General features: G+C 60.1%; 19 protein-coding genes. 8 read left to right on the top strand and 11 right to left on the bottom strand.

The genetic code is table 11. The features are described 5' to 3' along the window. The first annotated feature begins 6 nt into the window (after positions 1–6). The 3 genes from J2D77_RS09675 to J2D77_RS09665 all read left to right on the top strand — a co-directional run bounded on the left by J2D77_RS09675 (position 7) and on the right by J2D77_RS09665 (position 4,437). On the top strand, positions 7–1,077 hold the full coding sequence (locus J2D77_RS09675; protein WP_207846081.1) for a DUF4392 domain-containing protein: 1,071 nt from the start codon (positions 7–9) through the stop codon (positions 1,075–1,077). Further along, positions 1,070–1,531 (top strand): RidA family protein, encoded by a 462-nt coding sequence (locus J2D77_RS09670; protein ID WP_207846080.1) that lies wholly within the window; start codon positions 1,070–1,072, stop codon positions 1,529–1,531. The genes J2D77_RS09675 and J2D77_RS09670 overlap by 8 nt, the downstream gene beginning before the upstream one ends. Positions 1,532–2,010: 479 nt before the next feature. Then, positions 2,011–4,437 (top strand): TonB-dependent receptor plug domain-containing protein, encoded by a 2,427-nt coding sequence (locus J2D77_RS09665; protein WP_331000100.1) that lies wholly within the window; start codon positions 2,011–2,013, stop codon positions 4,435–4,437. A gap of 386 nt (positions 4,438–4,823) precedes the next feature. Here J2D77_RS09665 and J2D77_RS09660 read toward each other — a convergent pair whose 3' ends face one another. Together J2D77_RS09660 and J2D77_RS09655 are read right to left on the bottom strand one after the other, a co-directional pair. Further along, the gene (locus J2D77_RS09660) at positions 4,824–5,483 is read right to left on the bottom strand and encodes a DUF2848 domain-containing protein (RefSeq protein WP_207846079.1); all 660 of its coding nucleotides are present in this window, start codon (positions 5,481–5,483) and stop codon (positions 4,824–4,826) included. 14 nt (positions 5,484–5,497) lie between these two features. Further along, the gene (locus J2D77_RS09655) at positions 5,498–6,796 is read right to left on the bottom strand and encodes an MFS transporter (protein WP_207846078.1); all 1,299 of its coding nucleotides are present in this window, start codon (positions 6,794–6,796) and stop codon (positions 5,498–5,500) included. 219 nt (positions 6,797–7,015) lie between these two features. On the opposite strand from J2D77_RS09655, the gene J2D77_RS09650 reads away from it, so the two are divergent. Beyond that, positions 7,016–7,849 (top strand): putative hydro-lyase, encoded by an 834-nt coding sequence (locus J2D77_RS09650; RefSeq protein WP_230975695.1) that lies wholly within the window; start codon positions 7,016–7,018, stop codon positions 7,847–7,849. Positions 7,850–7,926: 77 nt separating this feature from the next. Beyond that, positions 7,927–9,255, top strand: coding sequence for an MFS transporter (locus J2D77_RS09645; RefSeq protein ID WP_207846076.1), 1,329 nt, complete (start codon positions 7,927–7,929; stop codon positions 9,253–9,255). Here J2D77_RS09645 and J2D77_RS09640 read toward each other — a convergent pair. The 9 genes from J2D77_RS09640 to J2D77_RS09600 form a co-directional block, all read right to left on the bottom strand. Next, on the bottom strand, positions 9,248–10,141 hold the full coding sequence (locus J2D77_RS09640) for a LysR family transcriptional regulator (RefSeq protein WP_230975694.1): 894 nt from the start codon (positions 10,139–10,141) through the stop codon (positions 9,248–9,250). The genes J2D77_RS09645 and J2D77_RS09640 overlap by 8 nt on opposite strands. A 713-nt stretch (positions 10,142–10,854) precedes the next feature. After that, the gene (nhaA, locus tag J2D77_RS09635; protein WP_207846075.1) at positions 10,855–12,054 is read right to left on the bottom strand and encodes a Na+/H+ antiporter NhaA; all 1,200 of its coding nucleotides are present in this window, start codon (positions 12,052–12,054) and stop codon (positions 10,855–10,857) included. Between the two features lie 123 nt (positions 12,055–12,177). Next, the gene (pqqE, locus tag J2D77_RS09630) at positions 12,178–13,269 is read right to left on the bottom strand and encodes a pyrroloquinoline quinone biosynthesis protein PqqE (protein WP_207846074.1); all 1,092 of its coding nucleotides are present in this window, start codon (positions 13,267–13,269) and stop codon (positions 12,178–12,180) included. Next, a complete protein-coding gene (gene pqqD, locus J2D77_RS09625; protein ID WP_207846073.1) occupies positions 13,266–13,562 on the bottom strand; it encodes a pyrroloquinoline quinone biosynthesis peptide chaperone PqqD in 297 nt (98 codons plus the stop codon). The genes pqqE and pqqD overlap by 4 nt, the downstream gene beginning before the upstream one ends. Then, the gene (gene pqqC / locus J2D77_RS09620; RefSeq protein WP_207846072.1) at positions 13,559–14,299 is read right to left on the bottom strand and encodes a pyrroloquinoline-quinone synthase PqqC; all 741 of its coding nucleotides are present in this window, start codon (positions 14,297–14,299) and stop codon (positions 13,559–13,561) included. Before pqqC ends, pqqD begins: the two co-directional genes overlap by 4 nt. Continuing rightward, positions 14,296–15,207: a pyrroloquinoline quinone biosynthesis protein PqqB gene (gene pqqB / locus J2D77_RS09615; protein ID WP_207846071.1), complete on the bottom strand. Its 912-nt coding sequence runs from the start codon at positions 15,205–15,207 to the stop codon at positions 14,296–14,298. Before pqqB ends, pqqC begins: the two co-directional genes overlap by 4 nt. A gap of 94 nt (positions 15,208–15,301) precedes the next feature. Continuing rightward, positions 15,302–15,382 (bottom strand): pyrroloquinoline quinone precursor peptide PqqA, encoded by an 81-nt coding sequence (pqqA, locus tag J2D77_RS09610; protein WP_035370857.1) that lies wholly within the window; start codon positions 15,380–15,382, stop codon positions 15,302–15,304. A gap of 179 nt (positions 15,383–15,561) precedes the next feature. Beyond that, positions 15,562–16,377 carry an exodeoxyribonuclease III gene (locus J2D77_RS09605; protein ID WP_331000169.1) on the bottom strand — a complete coding sequence of 272 codons (816 nt, stop codon included), beginning with the start codon at positions 16,375–16,377 and terminating at the stop codon, positions 15,562–15,564. A 14-nt stretch (positions 16,378–16,391) separates the two neighbouring features. Beyond that, positions 16,392–16,763, bottom strand: coding sequence for a HesB/IscA family protein (locus J2D77_RS09600; RefSeq protein WP_207846070.1), 372 nt, complete (start codon positions 16,761–16,763; stop codon positions 16,392–16,394). Between the two features lie 235 nt (positions 16,764–16,998). On the opposite strand from J2D77_RS09600, the gene J2D77_RS09595 reads away from it, so the two are divergent. The 3 genes from J2D77_RS09595 to J2D77_RS09585 all read left to right on the top strand — a co-directional run bounded on the left by J2D77_RS09595 (position 16,999) and on the right by J2D77_RS09585 (position 21,090). Continuing rightward, positions 16,999–18,192: a deoxyguanosinetriphosphate triphosphohydrolase gene (locus J2D77_RS09595; RefSeq protein WP_207846069.1), complete on the top strand. Its 1,194-nt coding sequence runs from the start codon at positions 16,999–17,001 to the stop codon at positions 18,190–18,192. Between the two features lie 67 nt (positions 18,193–18,259). Further along, a complete protein-coding gene (gene argS, locus J2D77_RS09590; protein ID WP_207846068.1) occupies positions 18,260–20,059 on the top strand; it encodes an arginine--tRNA ligase in 1,800 nt (599 codons plus the stop codon). Then, entirely contained in the window at positions 20,059–21,090 is a 1,032-nt protein-coding gene (locus J2D77_RS09585) for an SPOR domain-containing protein (RefSeq protein ID WP_207846067.1), read from the top strand. The genes argS and J2D77_RS09585 overlap by 1 nt, the downstream gene beginning before the upstream one ends. The last annotated feature ends 27 nt before the right edge of the window (positions 21,091–21,117 follow it).

Here is a 21,117-nt window from a genome sequence, read left to right as displayed (position 1 = left end):
ATGGCAATGCTCGAAAAAAATAGTTTTCTGTATAAGCGCCTTTCAAAGCTTATCGATGATTTCATGGTTCTTGATTATACGGGCGTCGGCAGCATCGGCCTGATTTACGAGGCCCAGCAAAAACACCAGCCGGGCCCCATGTGCATGAAAGCTGCCGAAACAGTTGTCGAACAGCTTGCCGCGCGCACCGGCCCTGTTTTGATCGCTACTGGATTTCCCGAAGGAGGCGGTGTGCCGGAGACGGACGGACCTGTGGGAGCTGCTTTTATCGCACGGGCCATCTTTCTGGGACTGTCGCGAGAAAGCGTGATAGTGGTCGATGAAGACTGGAAAGGTATGATGTACGCCACATGTCGTGGCGCCGGGCTTGCCCCCCTGCCTCTGCCCGCCGACGGCAAGATTGTTCCCACTCCCTATCTGCGGCCGGTTTACGTGGCGACAGTGCCCAAGGACAAGGCGGGAAGCGACGCTGTATGCGATGACTTGCTGACGCGGCTCGAACCCAGCCTCCTGATTTCCATCGAACGGCCCGGCTGCAATGACCAGGGCCTGTATCATGGTCTTGGCGGCCGTCCGCTGGATGGGCTGGTGGCCGATCTCGACTATCTTTTCGCGCAGGCGCGGCGCAAAGGGCTGGTGTCGATCGGGATCGGTGACGGCGGAAACGAACTGGGCATGGGTGTGATCGCGGAGGATCTGAAGGCCGTTATCGCCAAGGCGCGTGACTGCGGGATCGCCGGGCGGGGTGGCGTTGCCGCCAGCACGGCGACGGATATTCTGCTCGTGGCCAATGTATCCAATTGGGGGGCGACCGGCCTTGTGGCGGCTCTGTCCTGCCTGCTTGAAAACCAGGCCGTTTTCCATGACGCCGAGCTTGAGGTACGATGCATAGAAGCCTGTGTGGCCCATGGCGGGGTGGATGGTATGTTCATGGGGTCAGAACCGGCTACCGACGGCATAGCGGCTGAGGAATGGCGGGGGCTTGTGCACACGCTGCGCATGAGCCTGCGCCGACACCTGGGGATGACCATAAACTGGCAGGGCCAGAGCGGTGACTGGAGGCAGATCCGTGCCTGAGCCCGCCATTGTTCTACCACCCGGTCTGGTCCTGCCGCCTGTCGGCACGCCACGCGGTAACTACGTGCCTGTGCGGCAGGCTGGGGAATGGTTGTTTGTTTCCGGGCAGGGGCCGCGCTGGGGGAATGACCTGCGTTACAAGGGAAAGCTCGGGCAGGATCTGGATATTCAGGCGGGACAGGATGCCGCGCGCCTGTGCGCGCTCAATATTCTGGCCCATGTCCGGGCTTTTCTGGATGGCGATCTTGGACCTGTCCGCCAGCTTGTCCGCATAGCCGGTGTGGTCCAGTGCGTGGACGGGTTCGAACAGCAGGCCACGGTGCTGAACGGGGCATCCGACCTGTTCGTCATGGCGCTGGGCGAAGCAGGTCGGCACGTCCGTATCGCCATAGGCACGTCGTCCCTGCCGTCAGGCATGGCGGTGGAAGTGGAGGCGATGTTCCAGCTTCGCTGACACGCTTGAAATAACCCGTTTTTTTCAGCCGCCCGGAGGACGCCCCCGTCTTTCCGGGTTTTTTTGCGTTGTTACGACAGACTTGCGGATAATCAAAAATTATCGGTGCGCATAATGAGACAATCATTCCATTTCCGTTACGATCAACTGTATTATTTTGAAACAAGGCGAACGTTGAAAGAACTATTCCCATCATGCGGAAAGTCTCGCGCTCATCTCACGTCTGTTCGGGTTCTTTGGAATGTAACTTCCTGTCCTGAAACGCTTATCTCCATCGGGATAGCCAAAAATGGATGACGGAAATAGTATTGAAAGAGGTAACCATGGGTTGGCAGAAATATCTACTGCGTCATGTGTCCTGGAGCGTCGCATGTCTACTTACAACGTCCTTGTCCCATATGGCAGTCGCGGCGGAAAATGCCCTCTCTTCCAAAGCCAAAAGCACGACAAAAACAGTTTCCGTAAAGTCGACACATGCCGTGGCATCCCCCGGGGCCACGCCCCCTTCCACGCGCAAGCCCACGTCCCAGCGTCTGGCCGCCTTGCACGCGGCAGGGCAGGAGGAAATTGCCGTAAACGGCATGGCGGCACCAGGGAGCGGGGTATTTTCGCCCTCGACGCGCGAACACAGTACTGTCCAGGTTTTCCGCTATAGCTCCCAGCAGCTCAAGGAAACCGGGCAGACCAATATCCTGGCGGCACTTTCCCAGCTTTCGGCCGCCGTTACGTCTTCGCCTTTCGGGGGCATGGGCAGTAACGGTTTTAACAAGACCATGCAGTTGCGCAATCTCGGCGCAGACCAGACCCTGATGTTGGTCAACGGCAAACGCCGCCATGTGGATGCGAATTTCAATTATTATCAGGCCGGCCCCAATTACGGCACCGATCCGGCCGATCTGTCCCTGATCCCGGTCAGCGCCATCGATCATGTCGAAATCATTACCGAAGGCGCCAGCGCGCTGTACGGTCAGGACGCCGAGGCCGGTGCGGTCAATATTGTGCTGAAAACGGACACAAAAGGCGGCTCAATCAATTTGCAGAATAGCGGCTTTTACGCGGGTGACGGCCAGTCATTCGACGGAAACGCCGATTACGGCATAGCCCTGGGCCATGACGGCGGCTATCTGAACATGGCCGCGCAGATCGACAACCAGCTTGCGACCAACAGATCGGGGGATTATCTGGGCTCGCTCTATTTCGCCGGAGACCCGCGTAACGCGACCGCCAGCAAGGACGTACAACGCCTGGGCGGCAATATCAGGATGCTGCTGGAGACCGCCAGCATCAATATGGCCTATCCTGTCACGGAGAATATCGAACTCTATAATACCTCGACATTCGCGCACAAGAATATCATCGCCCCGGAGACATATCGCGCCCCATCCAATGACAACGTGGTCCGCGCCCTGCACCCCGACGGCATGGAACCCATGTGGCATGCCGAGGAATGGGATTTCCAGGTGAATAATGGTGTAAAAGTGCACCAACTCCTGGGTATGCAATGGGATGTGTTCGTCAATTACGGCCGCAACCAGCAGATCAACCATATTGTGGACACGGACAATCCCACCATGGGCCTGGCAAGCCCGACAAGCTTCTATACGGGGCAGTTCATTTCGACCGAGCTTGATGCGGGCTTCAAGTCAACCAAGATATTCAAGCCGCCCGTGCTGCCTCGGCCGGTCAATCTGACCTATGGGTTCGACTACCGTTTTGACACCTACCAGGTCGGTGCGGGTGACGCAGCATCTACCCTGAACGGGGGTGTTCCCATTCTGGACGGTCCGGATGCCGGCATGCTGGCATCTGCCGGGGCAGTGGACAAGTTCGGTATTCCCAAAGAGGCCGGATCCATCCTGAACAGGGGAGTATACGACGGCTATGTGAATCTCGATTTCTATGTGACGCCGCAATGGGAGTGGACACTGGGTGGCCATGCCGTCAGTTATGACGATACGGGTACTCACCCCACCGGGTCCATAGGAACGCGTTACAACGTTACGAAAAACCTGGCGTTCAGGGCCAATGTCAATACGGGCTACCGAGCACCTACCTTGGCGGAAGAGGCATTTTTTGCCGAAACGACTTTCCCGACCTATCGTACCGCCCAGCTTCCCGTGGCATCGAACTGGGCGAAGGTACTTGGCGCAACCCCGCTGAAAGGGGAACAGTCACGCAGCTATAGTGTCGGGGTGGATGCGACATTGCTGCCCAACTGGACGCTGACGGCCAATTTGTATCGGATCTCGATCAATGACCGTCTGTATAATAGCACCCAGTTCGGTGGTGCCAGCGTCGAAGCCTTGCTGAGCGCCGCGGGACTGCCTAACGTCCTGTATGCGTCCTATTATGGAAATCCGGTCAACACGACGACCAACGGGGGCGACATTACAACCGCCTACGTTCTCAATACCAAAAAAGCGGGAACCTTCCAGTTTCGCTTTTCTCTCAACATCGCGGACAGCGAGATCAGTCACTATAACGCCACACCTTCGATCCTGAAAAATCTTGGCCTATCCGCCTTCAACCGGACCAACGCGGAATACCTTCTGCATTCCGCGCCCAAGAATATTGAGAACCTGACAGTCAACTGGAAATTCGGCCGGTTTTCTGCACGTGTACAGGAGCAGCGTTTCGGGGCTTATACCTTTGTCGCTGCACCCTCGCTGACCCAAGCCCAATGGACATATGCCGGGCCCTCCTACATTACAAATCTTGAGCTGGGATACGATATCACGCCCCGCTGGCATGCGGCGGGTGGCGCCTACAATCTGGGCAACCATTATCCGCACATGGCCAATGCGGCGTCACGCGCGGCGCTTCAAAATGCCTTTATCTATCCCAGCAATTCCCCCTACGGTTTCAATGGCGGAATGTATTATGTAAAAATGAACTATGATTTCTAATCCTCCACGGTCCTGCCGGGAATACGCTTTTGATATTGCCACTTACCCCTGTCGCGACGCGACGGGGGTGCTTCCGTTTTTGGGGCACAGAGAAGCAGCGACCATTTCAAAATCACCAGTTGATAACCAGGAACGAGAGTTTTTAGGTGTCACTTTTTTGAAAAAAGCGACGTTCTTCGTCAAACATTTTCTAAAATCTTCAGAATGGTGCGTTGACAGGTTTCTGGAACAATCTCGTGGGACAAACTCTTGATATGAACAGTCAAAGCTCTTGGGTATCGAATTTTTGAAAGATAATTCTGCCAGAAGATTTTTTTAAACCATTTTTTCAGGATTTTTTAGAGCGCTTGCTGAGTATGTCATCAATCAGCTTTGGTAACACTTTCTCAGGCTATAACGGGCAGTTCTCTGATACGGTAAAGATGGGAAAGGCTTTTCCCACTCTGGGGATCAGAAAGGACGATTTCGAACATTTCTGCGCTACAGAGCGGTCCTATAACGGGCACCGTGCCACAGAACATGACAGCTCCCTTCTGCAAGGCGCCGTCCTGTGCCTGATAACGCGGCAGCAGGTCGGTCGGTGGGCGCATGCTGGCCAGCGTTCCTTCCTGGTAGAGGATTTTTTGCCCCCCCACCCATCGGTAGGACCGCAGGACAAGGCTGTCCCAGCGGAGTGCGATATCGTCCAGGCGCCAGAACATGCGCCCCAGCACTTTCGGCGCGACCTGCTTGGAAAGAGCCACGCCAATGGTTTCTGCCTGCCTGTCCGTATGGTCTGATCCGATGCCCACATAGGGTCCGTCATCGGCCCAAAGAATGACAGGCTCGGCCTCCCCGGTCGTGTGCGGTCCCAGCACCTCGATCATTTCGTCCTGGGTCAACAGGCTGGCGCTCACCCGGTAGAATAGCGGTGTTGCCGACGGTCCTGGCACACCGATCGCAGCCAGCTCCTCGATATGATGCGCGATATCCGACGGGTTTCGCCCCGTCCAGCCCGCTATGATCAGCTTTTGCGGGGCTGCCAGAGTTATGGGATAATCCTTCATGGAAGCGTCGTCTCCTATGCGGCCGGGGCTTCGCCCTTCGCCTGCTTGCCCAGCAGCACGCAGGTTCCGGTAATACCCAGGGCCAGAACGGTATAAAAACATAGGGGCAAGGTGCTTTGCGTCCTGCTGTACAGCAGGACCATGATCAACGGAGCGAATGCCCCGCCGCCGGCCAGGCTGCCGATATTGTAAGCGACCGAAGCCCCATAATAACGGTTGGCCGGTGGAAACAAGCTAATAATGAAAGCACTTTGCACGGAATACGTCGTGGCATGGACACATAGACCCACCACCACCACGCCTATGACCAGCGCGGAACTATGGTGGCTGAGCGCAAGAAAAACCAGGAATGGGACAGCTATCGCCATGGCAAGCCCCGTCAGGAAAACCGGTTTGATTCCCACGTAATCTGCCAGGCGTCCCGACAGCAACGTTACGCCGATACTCAGCGTCGATCCCGTGAGCAAAGCCGTCAGCATGACGGAATTTGCGATATGCGTGAAATTTGTCGCATAACTGAGGGCGAAAACAGTAAGCAGGCTATAAAGTACATCGGGCCCTATTCTGGAACCCGACGCCAGGATCAGGGCCCGTCGTTCCAGCCGGGGTATGGGTGGACGACCGTTTGTCTGGTCCGTGCGCGCCTTATGCTCCTGGAAAACCGGAGTTTCAGGAATACGCAGACGCACCGCCACCCCGCACAGAACCAGGATGAAGCTGATGAAAAATGGAATTCGCCACCCCCAGGCCAGAAACTGCTGATGGTTGGTTGCCTGTGTTACCATGGCAATGACAAGCGCTGACAGTACGGTCCCGGCACCGGGGCCTATCTGCGCCCATGACGCGCGCTGTTTCTGGCTGTCCGCTTCGCCATGTTCCACGCTTAGAAGAACAGCCCCCGCCCATTCTCCTCCCAGCGCTATACCCTGGACAAGCCGCAATACGATCAGCAGGAACGGAGCAAGGCTTCCTACGGAATTGTAGACCGGCAAAAGCCCGATAAGGCCCGTGCAGATCCCCATGAGTACGAGGGAAATTGTCAAAACGAACCGTCTGCCCTTTATATCTCCCAGCCGCCCCAGGAGGATGCCGCCCAGAGGGCGGGAAAGATAGCCCGTCGCGTAGGTCAGGAAAGCAAATACCAGGCTTGTAACGGTATTTTTTGAAACGAAGAACAGTTCGTTGAAAACGAGAGCCGTCATCATGTTGTACACGATGAAGTCATACCATTCGAGCGTTGTACCGATCGTGGCGGCCGCGGCAAGCACCAGGGCGGAGGGTGGGGTCTGCCGAAGGGATATGGGCTGGATCATGATTGCAATCATCGTGGGTTTGGGGCCGCAGGTCAAATCAAAATCTCTATTCAACGCATATAAAAATAAGAAAAGACCCTTCTGATGGGCCGATAATTTTCCCTTATACCAGGATATTTATTTTGATGATTTGAAGCCGGAATGACCATCATGCTACCGTCAGGCCATCGTGTCAGGACTCATCCATGAACGATCCCCGGAGAAAGAGTGATGCGGGATATGAACCTGCGGTCCCTGCCGCCTTATTTCCACGCGTTGCCGCGGGATGTCCGCAGGTTGTGCCGAGCCAACCGGGCCCACACCATCACAAGCGGCATGGCGGCGGGCTATATCCAAGCCAATCTGGTCATCCTGCCGGCTGACCAAGCCCGGCAATTCGAAGAATTTTGTGAGAAGAACCCGAAATCCTGTCCCCTGGTCGGGATGTCCGCACCAGGAGACTGGAGCGCCCCCGCGCTTGGCCAGGACCTCGACATTCGTACCGACCTGCCGCTCTATCGTGTCTGGCGCGACGGCGTGCTGGTTGCGGAGGTTACGGATATCGCGTCTTTCTGGCGGGACGATCTGGTCGCTTTTGCCCTGGGCTGTTCCTTTTCCTTCGAAAATGCCTTGCTGGCCTGTGGTGTCAGCATGAGGCATTTCGAGACCGGGCAAGGGGTTTCGATGTATCGCACCAATATCGCCTGCACGCCTGTCGGGCCATTCAGTGGGCCTGTCGTGGTATCGATGCGGCCTTTCCGTTCAAAGGATATTATCAAGGCCACGGAAATCAGTGCCATGATCCCCCTCGCGCATGGTGGCCCGGTGCAAATCGGTTTTCCCGAGGAAATTGGCATTACCGATATCGCGACGCCCGATTACGGTGTGGCAACCGAGATCAAGTCAGACGAATTGCCGGTTTTCTGGGCCTGTGGCGTAACGCCCCAGGCCGTGCTTGACGCCAGCAGGCCAGCCTTCGCCATTACGCATGCGCCGGGCGCCATGCTGGTGACCGATATCGCCATTCCCGATTATGATCGGTTGGTCAAGGACTTCTCCGTTCCGATTATATAATGGAAAACATTACCTGCCAGGCGTAGAAAATACAAAACAGAACAGGAAGGATTGCTTGGCGTGAAGGTCCAGCTCGCATGATTGTAGAACAGACGCTTTTCCGGCAGGCCGTCTGGCGTATTATTCCGCTTCTGATCGTCTGCTATATGTTTTCCTACCTGGACCGGATCAATCTCAGCTTCGCGCGCCTGCCCATGGAGCATGAACTCCAGTTTTCGGATTCCACATTCGGGCTCGGCGCTGGTCTGTTTTTTCTCGGCTATATCATATGCCAGGTTCCTTCGGCGCTGATACTTGAGCGGATCGGACCGCGCCTGACCATTGCCGCAATCATGCTTGCCTGGAGCGTGACATCCTTCCTGTTCATTCTCGTTCACTCTGCCTGGCAGTTCTGCCTGCTGCGGATTGTGCTGGGCGCCGCGGAAGCCGGGTTTTATCCCGCTGTGCTCTATTATTTGGCTCTGTGGTTCCCCCGCGCCATGCTCGCGCGGGTGACTGGTGGATTCCTGTTGGCTATTCCGCTATCGGGTGTGCTGGGTGGGCCGGTATCCACCTACCTTCTACATGCCATGGATGGCGTGCTGGGCCTGTCCGGCTGGAAATGGATGTTCCTGATCGAAGCTGTGCCCCCCCTGCTGCTGGGGGGAGTGGTCTTCTGCCGCCTGGATGACGGGCCCATGACGGCAAAATGGGTGCCCGCCAGCCAGCGGGCACCTCTGGCAGCTGCTCTTGCCCATGGCAAAGGTGGCGAAAACGCTTTTGTCACACAGATAGGAAGTGGTGGAGAAACGGGCCGAAGGGCGTCGTTCCTTGCCGCCCTCGGCCAGCGTGAGGTGCGCCTTCTGGTGGTGATCTGCTTTTGTCAGGCCGTGTGTAACTATGGGATCGTGTTCTGGATTCCCACCTTCATCGGTCAGGTCATACCGGGGTCACCGACGGCGACAGGGCTTTATACTGCAATACCTTTTGCTGTCGCAGCCATTAGCATGACCCTGAACGCGCGAAGTTCCGACAAGCATGAGGAGCGATGCTGGCATCTGGCAGGGCCATTCCTGTGTGTATGCATATGCCTGGTACTGACTTTTTTCGTCCAGGCCCGTGGTGGTTTGGCCCTGTTTTTCCTGACCGGCGCCCTGGCGGGAGCTTTGTGCACGACGTCCATGATTTTCACGCTGCCGCCCTATGTTCTGTCTCCCTCCACACTTGCCACGGGGCTGGCATGGATCAACAGTCTTGGAGCGATCGGCGGGTTGCTGGGGCCTTATGGCATCGGATGGATGCGTGATCATTTCGGCTCGCCTCTTGCCGGAGTGTTCTTGGTCGCCGGATGTGCCCTGCTTGGCGCGGTGCTGACTGTGGGGGGACTGGCACGCCGGGGCGCGGTCCCCACGTCCGCCTCTAGGTAATAGACGCGGATACCCGTTCGGCGATCGAGACAATATCCTCGATAACCGGCGATCCGTGATTGATCAGGCGTCCTGCCACGCAGCGCAGAACCGGCAGCTTCATGCCTGTTTCAAAGACCCGGAGTTTACCGCTGGCGAGATATTCGCGCATGACGGCATAGGGTAATAGGGCCAGCCCCTCACCACGCAACGTGATCGTCAGGATGGAGGGTATGGAACTCATCGTATCGACACGGTGATGGACGATCCCCTCGCGCGCAAGAAAATTTCTTATCGCGGAATGAGGAATGGTGTTTCGAGACATGGTGACAATGGAAATGGACGGTACCTGGCCCAGATCAAGCTTATCAGCATTCTGAAAAGACAGGCTGCCTTCTCCGACCAGGGCGGTTTCATAGCGGCATAATTCGCTTTCGATCATCTTGGGAGAGTTCACCGGGCCCAGAAAAAAACCTACATCCACCATGCCTTTTGTAATCTTGCGTGAAATTTCGTCAGAGATGGCGATTTCGAGATCGACAGTCAAATTCGGGTATTTGTGTCGAATTTCCATGAGAAGGTCTGAGATCCATGTCTGAGCTATGGTCTCGATCGCGGCAATTCGGATAATGCCGCTGGCTTCCTGATGTCCCTTGATCGTTTCGACCAGTTCGTCCCTTAATTCGAGAATTTGCTTTGCGTAATGTACAAGCGTCATGCCAACTGGCGTCAAAGTGACGGACTTGGGTTCGCGGTAGAATACTCGAGCGTCCAGTGCTGTCTCCAATTGGGAAATTCTGACCGACACTGCGGGCTGTGTCATATGCAGGGCTTCCGCGGCAGCACGAAAGCTACCAAGTCGGTCGATCCAAAGGACAGCTTCTAATGTCTTGAAGTCTATGATCATGTGTCTTCTCTCTGTCGCCTGGGTTTTGTTGACAAAAGACGGTGGCCGCGTTTTTCCACAATAGCATTCTATGGTTGGATTGATGCATATCCTGAGTTGCCGAGGCAAATGGGAACGTCAAGTCTGGGGGCTGGCATAGGTAAGCCGATAAAGGCTTGATATGCCTTATGAAAGCACGTCGTCGCAGACGATTGCTTGTTGGCACCCAGAAACGGCTTGTGGAGCACTTCGTTGCGGGCACGCCTGCACGGAGTGCAGCCGAACTTGTGGGCGTCAATCGCAATAATGCTGGGCATCGGACGCTGATGTCTCTCATCCGGCAGAAAGTTCTACCGGATTCAATCGTTTACGGTGTTTCCTGGTATGCCTCCGACAAGCTCGATGTGTCTGAGTTCCATCATGAGCGCGTCGATCACAGCAGGCATTTCACTCAGGGGGAATACCACGTAAGGACTTCCACCTCTCCCTGGCCGAGTGCGAGTAGCGGTTCAATACGGGCTCTCCCGCAAAGCTCATGAAATTCTTACCAGATGGGCTAACCCGTCCCGTCACTACTACCTATGCCAGTCCCAAAGTTTTTAGGTATCGTCTTTTTTCAAAAAAATTGACGATCCCTCAAGCTTTTTGAAAAAAGCTTCACCAAAAACTTTTATCACTATTGATCAAAGTGTTGTTTTGAACCGATCTCCAAGCAGTTGTTAGCGCCCCGACTGTCACGCAGCGCCTGTGCGCAGTGGGGAAAGGCGCAGCCAGAGCCATCCTGTCAGGGCAGACAGGACGGAGCCTGCAAATATTCCGATTTTTGCTGATGATATCAATGCGGAACCCGAAAATGCCAGGTTGGCGATAAACAGGCTGATCGTAAATCCGATACCGCATAAGAGCGAAAGCCCGAACAGCATGCCTATCGGCATAAAAGGCGGAAGTGTTGCGATTTTCAGCCGGACAGAGAGCATGGTCGCGCCGAAAACGCCGACCGGCTTGCCAACTAGCAATGCCAGCACGATACCCAGGGGAAGGCGCTCCAGCAGCATGCTCGCATGCAGGCCCGCCAGCGGAACGCCCACATTCATGAACCCGAAAAGCGGAAGCACTACCCAGGTGACAAAAGGGGTCAGCGCGGATGCCGCTCTTTCCATGGGGGAAAGCTGGCCGGGCTGCATGCCATGCGTCGTGGCGGGCAGGCATAGGCCGGTTATGACCCCGGCCAGCGTCGGATGCAGGCCCGAAACCAGCAGGGTCGTCCATAGCAGCACGCCCCCCACACCATAGCCCCATAATGTTCGGACACCCGCCCGGTTGGCTCCTATCAACGCCGCCGTCATGATCCCGGCCGCGGCCAGCGCGGGCCATGACAGTGCATTTCCGTAGAACAGGGCAATGACCACAATGCCCAGCACATCATCGAAAATGGCCAGCGCCATCAGCCACGCCCGCGCAGCGGGGGAGACGCGCGCGCCCAGTGCCAGAATGACCGGCAGGGTGAAAGCGGCATCCGTTGCCACGGGAATGGCCCAGCCACGCCCCAGTTCCGGGCGGCTGCCGGTTACCAGAAGATACAGTGTGGCAGGCGCAATCATGCCGCCCACGGCCCCGATCAGCGGCAGGGCGATGCGCCGTAGGGATGAGAGATGCCCGCAGACGATCTCTTTCTTGATTTCAAGAATGACCACCACGAAAAACAGGGTCATCAGCCCGTCGGAAATCCAGGCAGCGAGCGTGTCCGGTGCCTTGTCGCCCAGAAGTGACAGTTTCAGTGGTAGGGTCGTCAAACTGGCATAATCCGCAGCCCAGGGCGAATTGGCCAGGACAAACCCGGCAAGGGAAGCCAGCAGAAGTGCTGACGCCCCACCTGCGGGGGAGGCCCGGAAACGCCGGGCGCGGTCGAGAATTCCGGTAGCGCGTTCAGTCATTCCCCTTCATTGACTGAGTCGGATCACGCGCACAAGCCAATGCGGGTTTTTGGTCGGGTCTCTCCCGCTATCCATTTTCTGGAAACATTGCCCAAACCGCATCATGTTTGCGGAAAATGCAGCTTATGCGTTACCGAAGCGCCGGTATTGGAACGGGGGCGGGGTTTGCGGGCGTGCGGTTATGGTGCGCTCGATCACCGTATGGTCTGGCGCCCGGTGGCAGACCGGGTCCGTGGCGTCGGCCCGTCCGGCCAGGGCCAGGGCCTGGCAGCGACAACCGCCCCAGTCGTCTTCCTTGAAGGCGCAGGACTTGCAGGGTTCGGGCATCCAGTCGGTGCCGCGAAACATCGTGAACAGGGGCGCTGTGTTCCAGATATCGGCCAGGCTCGCCTCACGCACGGTGGGAAAAACGACGCCGGGAATGCTCTCCGCCGCATGGCAGGGCAGAACCCGGCCGGCGGGCGAGATATTGATGAAGCGCTGCCCCCAGCCACCCATGCAGGGCTTGGGCTGTTCGGCATAATAGTCGGGTGTCACGAAGTCGATGCTCATCCGCCCGGCCAGGCGGGTGCGGGCCTGTTCCACCGCTTTTTCCGTGGCTTCAAGCTGCGCGCGATCGGGCAGAAGCGCGTCGCGGTTCAGCAGGCCCCAGCCGTAATACTGCGTATGCGCGATCTCCACCCGCCGCGCGCCAAGACGTTCGGCCAGGTCCAGCATGGCGGGCACGCGTTCGGCGTTCTGGCGGTGGATCACGAAGTTCAGCGTCAGCGGCAGGCCTTCGGCGGCGATCAGCCGGGCGGCTTCAAGCTTTTTGGCGTGGCTGCCCGCCATATGGGCGATGCGGTCCGCCGTTTCGGCCTGCGCGTCCTGGAAGGAAAGCTGGATATGGTCCAGCCCGGCTTCGGCCAGCTTGTGCAGGCTTTCGGGCGTGATCAGCACGCCCGAGGTAATAAGGTTGGAATAAAGCCCTTTTTTTGCCGCATGGCGTACCAGATCGGGCAGGTCTGGCCGGGCCATGGGCTCCCCACCCGAAAAATGGACCTGGAGCACTCCCATTTCCGCGGCTTCGTCCAGCACGCGCAGCCATTCCTGCGTGTCCAGTTCCTGCCCGCGCGGGTCCAGCTTGAGCGGGTTCGAACAATAGGGGCATTGCAGCGGGCAACGATGGGTCAGCTCCGCCAGCAGGCTCATGGGGGGTGGGGGCAGGGCGGTCATGGGCTTACAAGCACCTGTCTGGCGCTAAGGTCCTGTGCCAGGGCCAGCACGTCACGGGCGATAATATCGCGCGGGGCCGAGAATTTTTCACTCAACTGGTCGATAATGGTGCCAAGCGCGCGGGTGCCATCCACCAGTTGCAGGATTTCGGCCGCGACCGCGTCGGCCTGGAAAGCGCGTTCAGGCGCCTGGATAAACCAGGTTTCACGCACGCGGTCGTATTGCAGCCGTGTGCCGCGCGCAAAACGCGGCACACTGGCCTCGGTCAAGGGTGTGGGGGTGACCCCGTTCATGTGTCCGCCTTGGGGCGGAACGCGCCGGGCGGAATGCGCGCGGGCGTGACATAGGCGTAATCCAGCGCGTCCAGCATGGACCACAGCACGTTGCACTTGAACTTAAGCGCGTCCAGCACCGCCTGCTGCTGTTCAGGCGTTCTGGCATGTTCCTTCACATAGGCCAGGGCGAAGGCGGAATCCTGCGGGGCCTGTGTCAGGCGCGGCTTGAAATAGGCCAGCGTTTCCTCGGTAATGAAGTCGTAGTTGCGCAGCATGCCCGATACGCGCTCGCTGATGATGGTGGGCGAGAACAGTTCGGTCAGGGATGAGGCGACGGCTTCAAGGATCGAGCGCTCACGCACGAAATGCACATAGGCTTCCACCGCGAAACGCGTGCCCGGCAGCAGGCCTTCAAGCGATTCCACATAGGCGTTATCCAGCCCCAGCCCTTCCGTCAGTCGCAGCCACCGCGCCACACCACCCGTGCCCGGTTCCCTGCCGTCATGGTCTTCCAGCCTGCGGCGCCATTCGCGGCGCAGTTCCGCCGTGGGCAGGCGTGCCAGCAACGTCGCGTCCTTGGCGGGAATACAGGCCTGGTAATAATAGCGGTTCAGCGCCCAGGCCTGGACCTGGCCCTTGTTCAGCTTGCCGTCGTGCAGCGCGCGGTGGAACGGGTGCAGGTTATGGTAGCGTTCGGCACCGATGGCGCGCAGGGCCGCTTCGAGTGCGTCGGGCGTGAGCAGGCTGTGTGTCATAGGGTGATCTTCATCCCATCATATGCGATATCCCACCCCGCCTGTTCGGCCTGGCGGCGCTCCGGGCTGTCCGCCAGAAGGACGGGGTTGGAGTTGTTGATATGAATAAATACCTTGCGCCCTACCTTCAGCGGGCGGAAGGCGGCAATCGTGCCATCGGGTTCGTCGGCCATGGACAGATGGCCCATGCGGTGGCCGGTCTTGCTGCCCAGGCCCGCGCGGATCATTTCATCGTCGTGCCACAAGGTGCCGTCGAAAAACACGACATCCGCCCCTTCGATCCGCTGGCGCATGGCGTCGGTCATGTCCGCACAGCCGGGAATGAACAGCGCACGCTTGCTGCCATCAGTTATCTCCAGCCCGATATTTTCCCCATTGGTCAGGATTTCGGCCGGGTTGATGCTGTTTTCCGCGTAAAGCGGGGCCTTGCCCGGCACCGCGAACGGCGTGATCCGAAAACCAGGCGGCTTCAGGGCCAAAGGCTGGTCCAGCGCAAGTTCGTGTCTGGGCACGATGGCACTGTCCAACGCAGTAAAGATGGGGTTGGCGTCCATCTGGTGCAAGACGGGTGCGGTCGCATAGAGCGTGAAGGGCTGGCGTTCGCGCAGGCTCAGCAGGCCGATGATGGAGTCAATTTCCCCATTGGTGAGGATAACCCCGGCAATCGGCGTGGATCGCAGGCCTTCGCGCGGGTGCATGTCGGGGGTCTGGTTGATCTGGGTCCGCAGGTCGGGTGAGGCATTGAGCACATACCACGATACGCCATCACCACTGACAGCGATGGAAGCCTGGGTGCGGGCAGGGGCTGCGGGGTCACCCGCACGTGCGCGCCGACAGGCGGGGGCATTGGAATTCCACTGTGGGAATCCCCCACCGGCTGCTGCGCCAAGAACGACAATTTGGAGCATGCGCCCTTTCCAGTCAGAAAAAAGCCGTCAGCACCATGCGTTAAGCGCGCCTGGCGGCTGACGGCTGAAAATAAGATAGAACGTAGGGTCTATCTTACTTCTTCTGACCGCAGACATAGCTGTTGATTTCTGCGCCCAGCGGAATTTCGGTAACTTTCGGTGCGTTCCAAGCCATGGGTCTTCTCCTTAGCCATAGGTGTTTGTTCAACAATGGCCTTTCTCCCGCGCCTGTGGTGCAGGACGGAAGAAGACTGTTGCAACTTTAACTGTGGGGAAAAAATACCCGAACGCAAGCCCTGAACGCAAAATGGTGGCATGCGTCCGCTTGTAATCACGTTACTGTGAACGCCTTGTTCATGCCCCGCCTGCAACCGTCACGACAAACGGAACATGGTCCGATGGGCGCGGCAGGCCACGTTCCGCCCGGTCCGGTATGGCGGTTTGCAGCCGCTCGGCCACGCGGGGGGAAAGCAGCATGTGGTCGATACGCAGCCCGCAATCGCGCTCCCACGCACGGGCCTGATAATCCCAGAATGTATAGGCCTCTCCATGCGGGTGCAGGGCACGCAGGGCGTCCGTCAGGCCCAGCCAGCACAGGCGGCGCCAGGCCGCACGGCTTTGGGGGCGCACCAGCGCATCCTCCGGCCCCAGGGCGCCGGGGGCGCAGTCTTCACGCGTGGGGCAGATATTATAGTCACCCGCCAGAACGAAATCGGTGCTCTGTTCGAGCATCTGCCGCGCGCGGGCGGTCAGCGCATCCAGGAAGTTCAGCTTGGTGGCGTAGCCTGCCTCCCCCCCGGAATTGCCGTTGGGCAGGTACAGGTTACCCAGCACCATCCCCTGCGTGCGAACTTCCACATAGCGTGCCGCGTCGTCGGCAAAGCCGGGCAGGCATTCGGTCACGGTCTCGAACGGGCCGCGCACCAGGGTCGCCACGCCGTTATAGGATTTCTGCCCCACCACGACGCAGCCATACCCGGCTTGCTTGAACGCCTCGGCAGGGAACTGCGCGGTTTCGCACTTGATTTCCTGCATCATCAGCACGTCGGGCTTTTCGCGCGCCAGCCAGTCCAGCACCAGATCCTGCCGCTGGCGGATGGAATTGACATTCCATGTTGCAAGCTTGAGGGAAGACGCAGCATCTGGCGCCACGGCTTGCGTGGCGCCCACGAACATGTCCTGCATCATGCCAGCGAAAAGCTGGTGCCGCAGCCGCAGGACGATGCCGCATTGGGGTTTTCCACCGCGAAATGGGCCCCCATCAGCTTGTCGGTAAAGGTCAGTTCGGCACCGGCCAGCAGGTCCAGGCTTGCCGGGTCCACCACGATCGTCGCGCCATCGCGTTCGATCCGCGTATCGTCATCCGCTATGGCGTCGGCCGGGATCAGGCTGAACAGATACTGAAAGCCGTTGCAGCCCCCCGCTTCCACCGCGACGCGCAGGGCGGTGGGCACGGTTTCCCCTTGTGTGGCATCCGCATGCTTGCGGGCTATCACGCTGGCGACGCGCTTGGCCGCCGACTCTGAAACGGAAAAGGTGGGTGCTGGCTGTGTCATGACTGATTAGATAGTCTGAGTGCAGCCGAGTTTGAAGGGGGAAAGAGGAGCGTGATGGTCAACTTTCCTGCCGTGCCCTATCATGGGGCCTGCAACGGGCGTTGAAGCCGGGTGCGTTGAAGATGGCCCGGCCAGTGGCCCACGCTGGCGGATGGCCGGCCTTGCGTGATCGGGTTCGTACTCGCCCCGCCATGGCGTGTGACGCCTTTGCCGGGAAGCTGAAGGATTGAAGTGCATGCAACAGGTCGCCGCCGGGTGCCAGGGGCTGGAACCCTATGCCGTACAAGCCGGGGCCGGGCGCGGGCGGCGCCTGTATGACGAACCGGATTCCCCCACCCGCACCCCCTGGCAGCGCGACCGCGACCGGGTGGTGCATTCCTCGGGCTTTCGGCGGCTGCAGTACAAGACGCAGGTTTTCATCAACCACGAAGGCGATTTCTTTCGCACGCGGCTGACCCATTCGCTCGAAGTCGCCCAGGTCGCCCGCTCCATGGCCCGCCACCTGCGGCTTGATGAGGACCTGACCGAAGCCGTGGCCCTGGCCCATGACCTGGGCCACACCCCCTTCGGCCATGCGGGGGAAGATGCGCTGGCCGCACAGATGCAGCCCTGGGGTGGTTTCGACCATAACGCCCAGGCGTTGCGGCAGGTCATGGTGCTGGAGCGGCACTATATTGGCTTCGATGGCCTGAACCTGACATGGGAAACGCTTGAAGGCCTGGCCAAGCATAACGGGCCGGTGCGCAGGCCGTCTGTCCGGCTGGGGGAAATCAACGCCCTGTTCGACCTGGACCTGGGCACCCATGCCTCGGCCGAGGCCCAGGTGGCGGCCCTGGCGGACGATATCGCCTATCACGGCCATGACCTGGACGATGGCGTGAAATCGGGCCTTCTGTCGCTGGCAGACCTGGATGACGTGCCGCTGGTGGGGCAGGCGCTGGCCCAGGCCCGGGCCCTGGCGTCCGACCTGCCGGCATCGGACCCGCGCACGCACCAGCGCATCCGCCATGAAATGGTGCGCCGTGTTATCAATGTGCTCATGACCGATGTCATGGCCTGCACCCGCCAACGCCTGCGCGACCTGGCCCCGCGCAGTGTGGAGGATATCCGCGCCGCCCGCGCCCCGGTGGTGGCCTTTTCCGATGCCATGGCCGAGGCCAACAAGGGGATACGCAAATTCCTGTTCGCGCGGCTGTACCGGCATTGGCGGGTCAACCGCATGACGTATAAGGCAAGGCAGGTCACGGCCGAGCTGTTCACCGTGCTGACGGAGTCGCCCAACCTGCTGCCGGGGGAATGGCAGCAGCAGATCCCCCCGGGGGATGACACGGCATTGCGGCGTATCGTGGCGGATTACGTGGCTTCCATGACCGATCGCTATGCCATGCAGGAACATAGGCGGTTGACGGACATCTCAGTTGCGGGCTGATAACGCGTTTTCGGCGCGTGTGTGGGCCCTGAAGAATGATGGGCCGGAATTACGGGGTTGAGTGTTGATGTCAGAGTGTGTGTTCGTACAGTACCGTCACCATGTCCTGGACACCGTGCGGCGGTTGCTGCCCGACGTGCCCGAGGAAATCCTGGCGCGTGTTGAACTGACCCCCACGCGTGACCCCGCCCATGGGGACATGGCCACCAACGCCGCCCTGCTGCTGGCCAAGGCCGGCCGCCGCAAACCCGCCGACATTGCCGCCGACCTGGTCGATGCCCTGGCAAAGGTGGCGGGTGTGGCCGCTGTCGCGGCCGCGGGGCCGGGTTTTGTGAACATCACCCTCCACCCCGATGTGCTGCGCGGCGTGCTGCCCGCCATCCTGCGCGCGGGTGAAGGGTATGGCGCGTCAAAGCTGGGGCAGGGTGTGCGGGTCAATGTGGAATATGTCTCCGCCAACCCCACCGGCCCCATGCATGTGGGCCATTGCCGTGGGGCCGTGGTGGGGGACGCGCTGGCCAACCTGCTGGCCAAGGCCGGTTTTGATGTCACCAAGGAATTCTACATCAACGATGCGGGCACACAGGTCCGCGCCCTGGCCTGGGCTGCGTACTGGCGCTACCTGCAAGCCCTTGGCACCGCCCTGTCGCAGGACGAATTTGCGGCCCAGACACCCGGCGGGCTGCAATACCAGGGCGAATACCTGATCCCCGTCGGCATGGAACTGGCAGCACAGTACGGTGCCAAACTGGCCGAAACAGCGCCGGACGGCACGGCCTGCATAGCGCCCGAGGCCACGTGGCTGGAAACCGTGCGCGGCTTCACCATCGCGCATATGCTCAACGCCATCAAGGAAGACCTGGCGGCGCTGGGCGTGCATCAGGACGTGTTCACGTCCGAGGCGGATGTGCTGGCCCGTGGTGTCACGGACGAAGCCATTGGCAGGCTGGACGCCGAAGGCCTGCTGTACGAAGGTGTGCTGGAGCCCCCCAAGGGCAAGCTGCCCGAGGACTGGGAGGAACGCGAGCAGCTTCTGTTCCGCTCCACCAGGTTCGGTGACGACGTGGATCGCCCGCTGCGCAAGTCCGACGGCACCAATACCTATTTCGCCAACGATATCGGCTACCATGCGGACAAGGTGGCCCGTGGCGCGCAGATGATGATCGATGTCTGGGGCGCGGACCATGGCGGTTACGTCAAGCGCATGAAGGCGGCCGTCCGGGCGCTGACGGCTGACAGCGTGCCGCTTGAGGTGGTGCTGTGCCAGATCGTGCATATCCTGCGCGACGGCCAGCCGGTGCGCATGTCCAAGCGCGCGGGCACGTTCGTGACCCTGCGCGACCTGATAGACGAGGTCGGGCGCGATGCGGTGCGCTTTACCATGCTGACCCGCAAAAGCGACGCGCAGATGGAATTCGACCTTGATCTGGTCGTTGCCCAGCAGCGCGACAATCCGGTCTTTTACGTCCAGTACGCCCATGCCCGCTGCCGCTCCGTGCTGCGCGCCGCCCTGGACGATGCCGCTTATGGCCCCGTGGCCGACGCAGCCCTGGCCGAAGCCGCGCTGGATGCCCTGACATCGGATGCGGAAATGGCGCTGATCCGCCGCCTGGCCGAATGGCCGCGCCTGGTGGAAGCCGCGGCCCTTGCGCGCGAACCGCACCGCGTGGCGTTCTACCTGGCGGAACTGGCGGGGGACTTCCACGCGTTATGGAACCGCGGGCGGGATGACGCGTCCTTGCGGTTCCTCCAGCCCGACGCGGTGGAGGCAACCCGTGCGCGCCTGGCCCTGGTCGCGGCCACGGCCACGGTCATCCGCTCGGGCCTGGCTGTCATGGGTGTGGACCCGGTAGAGGAAATGCGCTGATGAGCGAGAGGGACGATATTGCTGCTCCGCCGTCGAACCAGGCGGATGACAGGATCAACCGTGCGCGCGAGCGCATGACGATGGATTACGACGACACGCCCGACAAGGCCGACCCCAACACGCTGGCCATTCTGCTCAGCCGTTTCCTGGGCAATGCCTCGGCCACGCGCTGGCTGGCCTATGGGGCCGCCGGGCTGGGCGGGCTGCTTGTGCTGGGCATAGGCGGCTGGGCGCTGGTCCGCCACCATCAGGGCGGTATTCCCGTCATTGGCCCGCCTGCCGTCTCCATGCGGACCAAGCCGGTCGATCCCGGTGGCATGCAACTGGACTCCCTCGCCCCCGCATCGGCTGCGGACGATCAGGGCGACCACCCCGTGCCCGCCCCCGAAAACCCCAACCCCGCAGCCCTTGCCGCGCAATATGGCGCGACCACGCCCCCGCCTGCCACACCGGGTGCTGCCAATGGGACGGCCAATGGGACTGCGGGTGGGGCCGAAGCCGTGGGTGCTCCGCCTGTGGGTGGAGCGGCCCCCGTGCCGCCGCCGGTCATGGCGTCTGGCGCGCCACCTGCCGCACCCGGCGCGCAGGCCAAACCCGCCCAGGACGCGGAGGAGGAGGACGCAACAGCCCCCGGTGCGGAAGAGGCAGGCGATAGTGCAGCCGCATCTTCCGCAAGCCCGGCCCCGCCCGGCCCCGCCACCCCTGCGCCGGCGGCCAGTGCGGGCAATGCCAAGCCAGCGGCGGAGGAAAGCGCGCCGGCATCCGCCCTGCCGCCTTCAACGGGGGGTGCGTTCCAGGCGCAGCTTGCCGCCCTGCCGAGCGAGGCCGATGCCCGCAAGGAATGGGCGCGGCTGAAGGCACGCTACCCCACCCTGTTCGCGGACCGTACCCCGGCCATCGTGCGGACCGAACAGAACAACGCCCAGTTCTATCGCCTGCGCGTAAGCGGCTTTGCCACCAGTGCCGATGCGCGCACGTTCTGCGCCAGCGTGCGTGAACGTGGCCTGGCCTGCCTGGTGGCTCATCCGTAAGTCCACCCCGCACAGGCCGCCTGACCT

The organism is Acetobacter garciniae (genome assembly GCF_017377735.1).
Taxonomy (GTDB): Bacteria; Pseudomonadota; Alphaproteobacteria; order Acetobacterales; family Acetobacteraceae; genus Acetobacter; species Acetobacter garciniae.
Note: the sequence above shows the minus strand (reverse complement) of the source record. Positions and strands in the feature narration are given on the sequence as shown.

Coding starts and splice junctions, on each gene's coding strand:
- J2D77_RS09640 (WP_230975694.1), bottom strand. CDS start 10,141: ATGATCATAGACTTCAAGACATTAGAAGCTGTCCTTTGGATCGACCGA.
- J2D77_RS09655 (WP_207846078.1), bottom strand. CDS start 6,796: ATGATCCAGCCCATATCCCTTCGGCAGACCCCACCCTCCGCCCTGGTG.
- pqqD (WP_207846073.1), bottom strand. CDS start 13,562: ATGAACGGGGTCACCCCCACACCCTTGACCGAGGCCAGTGTGCCGCGT.
- pqqA (WP_035370857.1), bottom strand. CDS start 15,382: ATGGCTTGGAACGCACCGAAAGTTACCGAAATTCCGCTGGGCGCAGAA.
- J2D77_RS09650 (WP_230975695.1), top strand. CDS start 7,016: ATGAACCTGCGGTCCCTGCCGCCTTATTTCCACGCGTTGCCGCGGGAT.
- pqqB (WP_207846071.1), bottom strand. CDS start 15,207: ATGCTCCAAATTGTCGTTCTTGGCGCAGCAGCCGGTGGGGGATTCCCA.
- pqqE (WP_207846074.1), bottom strand. CDS start 13,269: ATGACCGCCCTGCCCCCACCCCCCATGAGCCTGCTGGCGGAGCTGACC.
- argS (WP_207846068.1), top strand. CDS start 18,260: ATGTCAGAGTGTGTGTTCGTACAGTACCGTCACCATGTCCTGGACACC.
- J2D77_RS09645 (WP_207846076.1), top strand. CDS start 7,927: ATGATTGTAGAACAGACGCTTTTCCGGCAGGCCGTCTGGCGTATTATT.
- nhaA (WP_207846075.1), bottom strand. CDS start 12,054: ATGACTGAACGCGCTACCGGAATTCTCGACCGCGCCCGGCGTTTCCGG.
- pqqC (WP_207846072.1), bottom strand. CDS start 14,299: ATGACACACAGCCTGCTCACGCCCGACGCACTCGAAGCGGCCCTGCGC.
- J2D77_RS09675 (WP_207846081.1), top strand. CDS start 7: ATGCTCGAAAAAAATAGTTTTCTGTATAAGCGCCTTTCAAAGCTTATC.
- J2D77_RS09595 (WP_207846069.1), top strand. CDS start 16,999: ATGCAACAGGTCGCCGCCGGGTGCCAGGGGCTGGAACCCTATGCCGTA.
- J2D77_RS09585 (WP_207846067.1), top strand. CDS start 20,059: ATGAGCGAGAGGGACGATATTGCTGCTCCGCCGTCGAACCAGGCGGAT.
- J2D77_RS09600 (WP_207846070.1), bottom strand. CDS start 16,763: ATGACACAGCCAGCACCCACCTTTTCCGTTTCAGAGTCGGCGGCCAAG.
- J2D77_RS09660 (WP_207846079.1), bottom strand. CDS start 5,483: ATGAAGGATTATCCCATAACTCTGGCAGCCCCGCAAAAGCTGATCATA.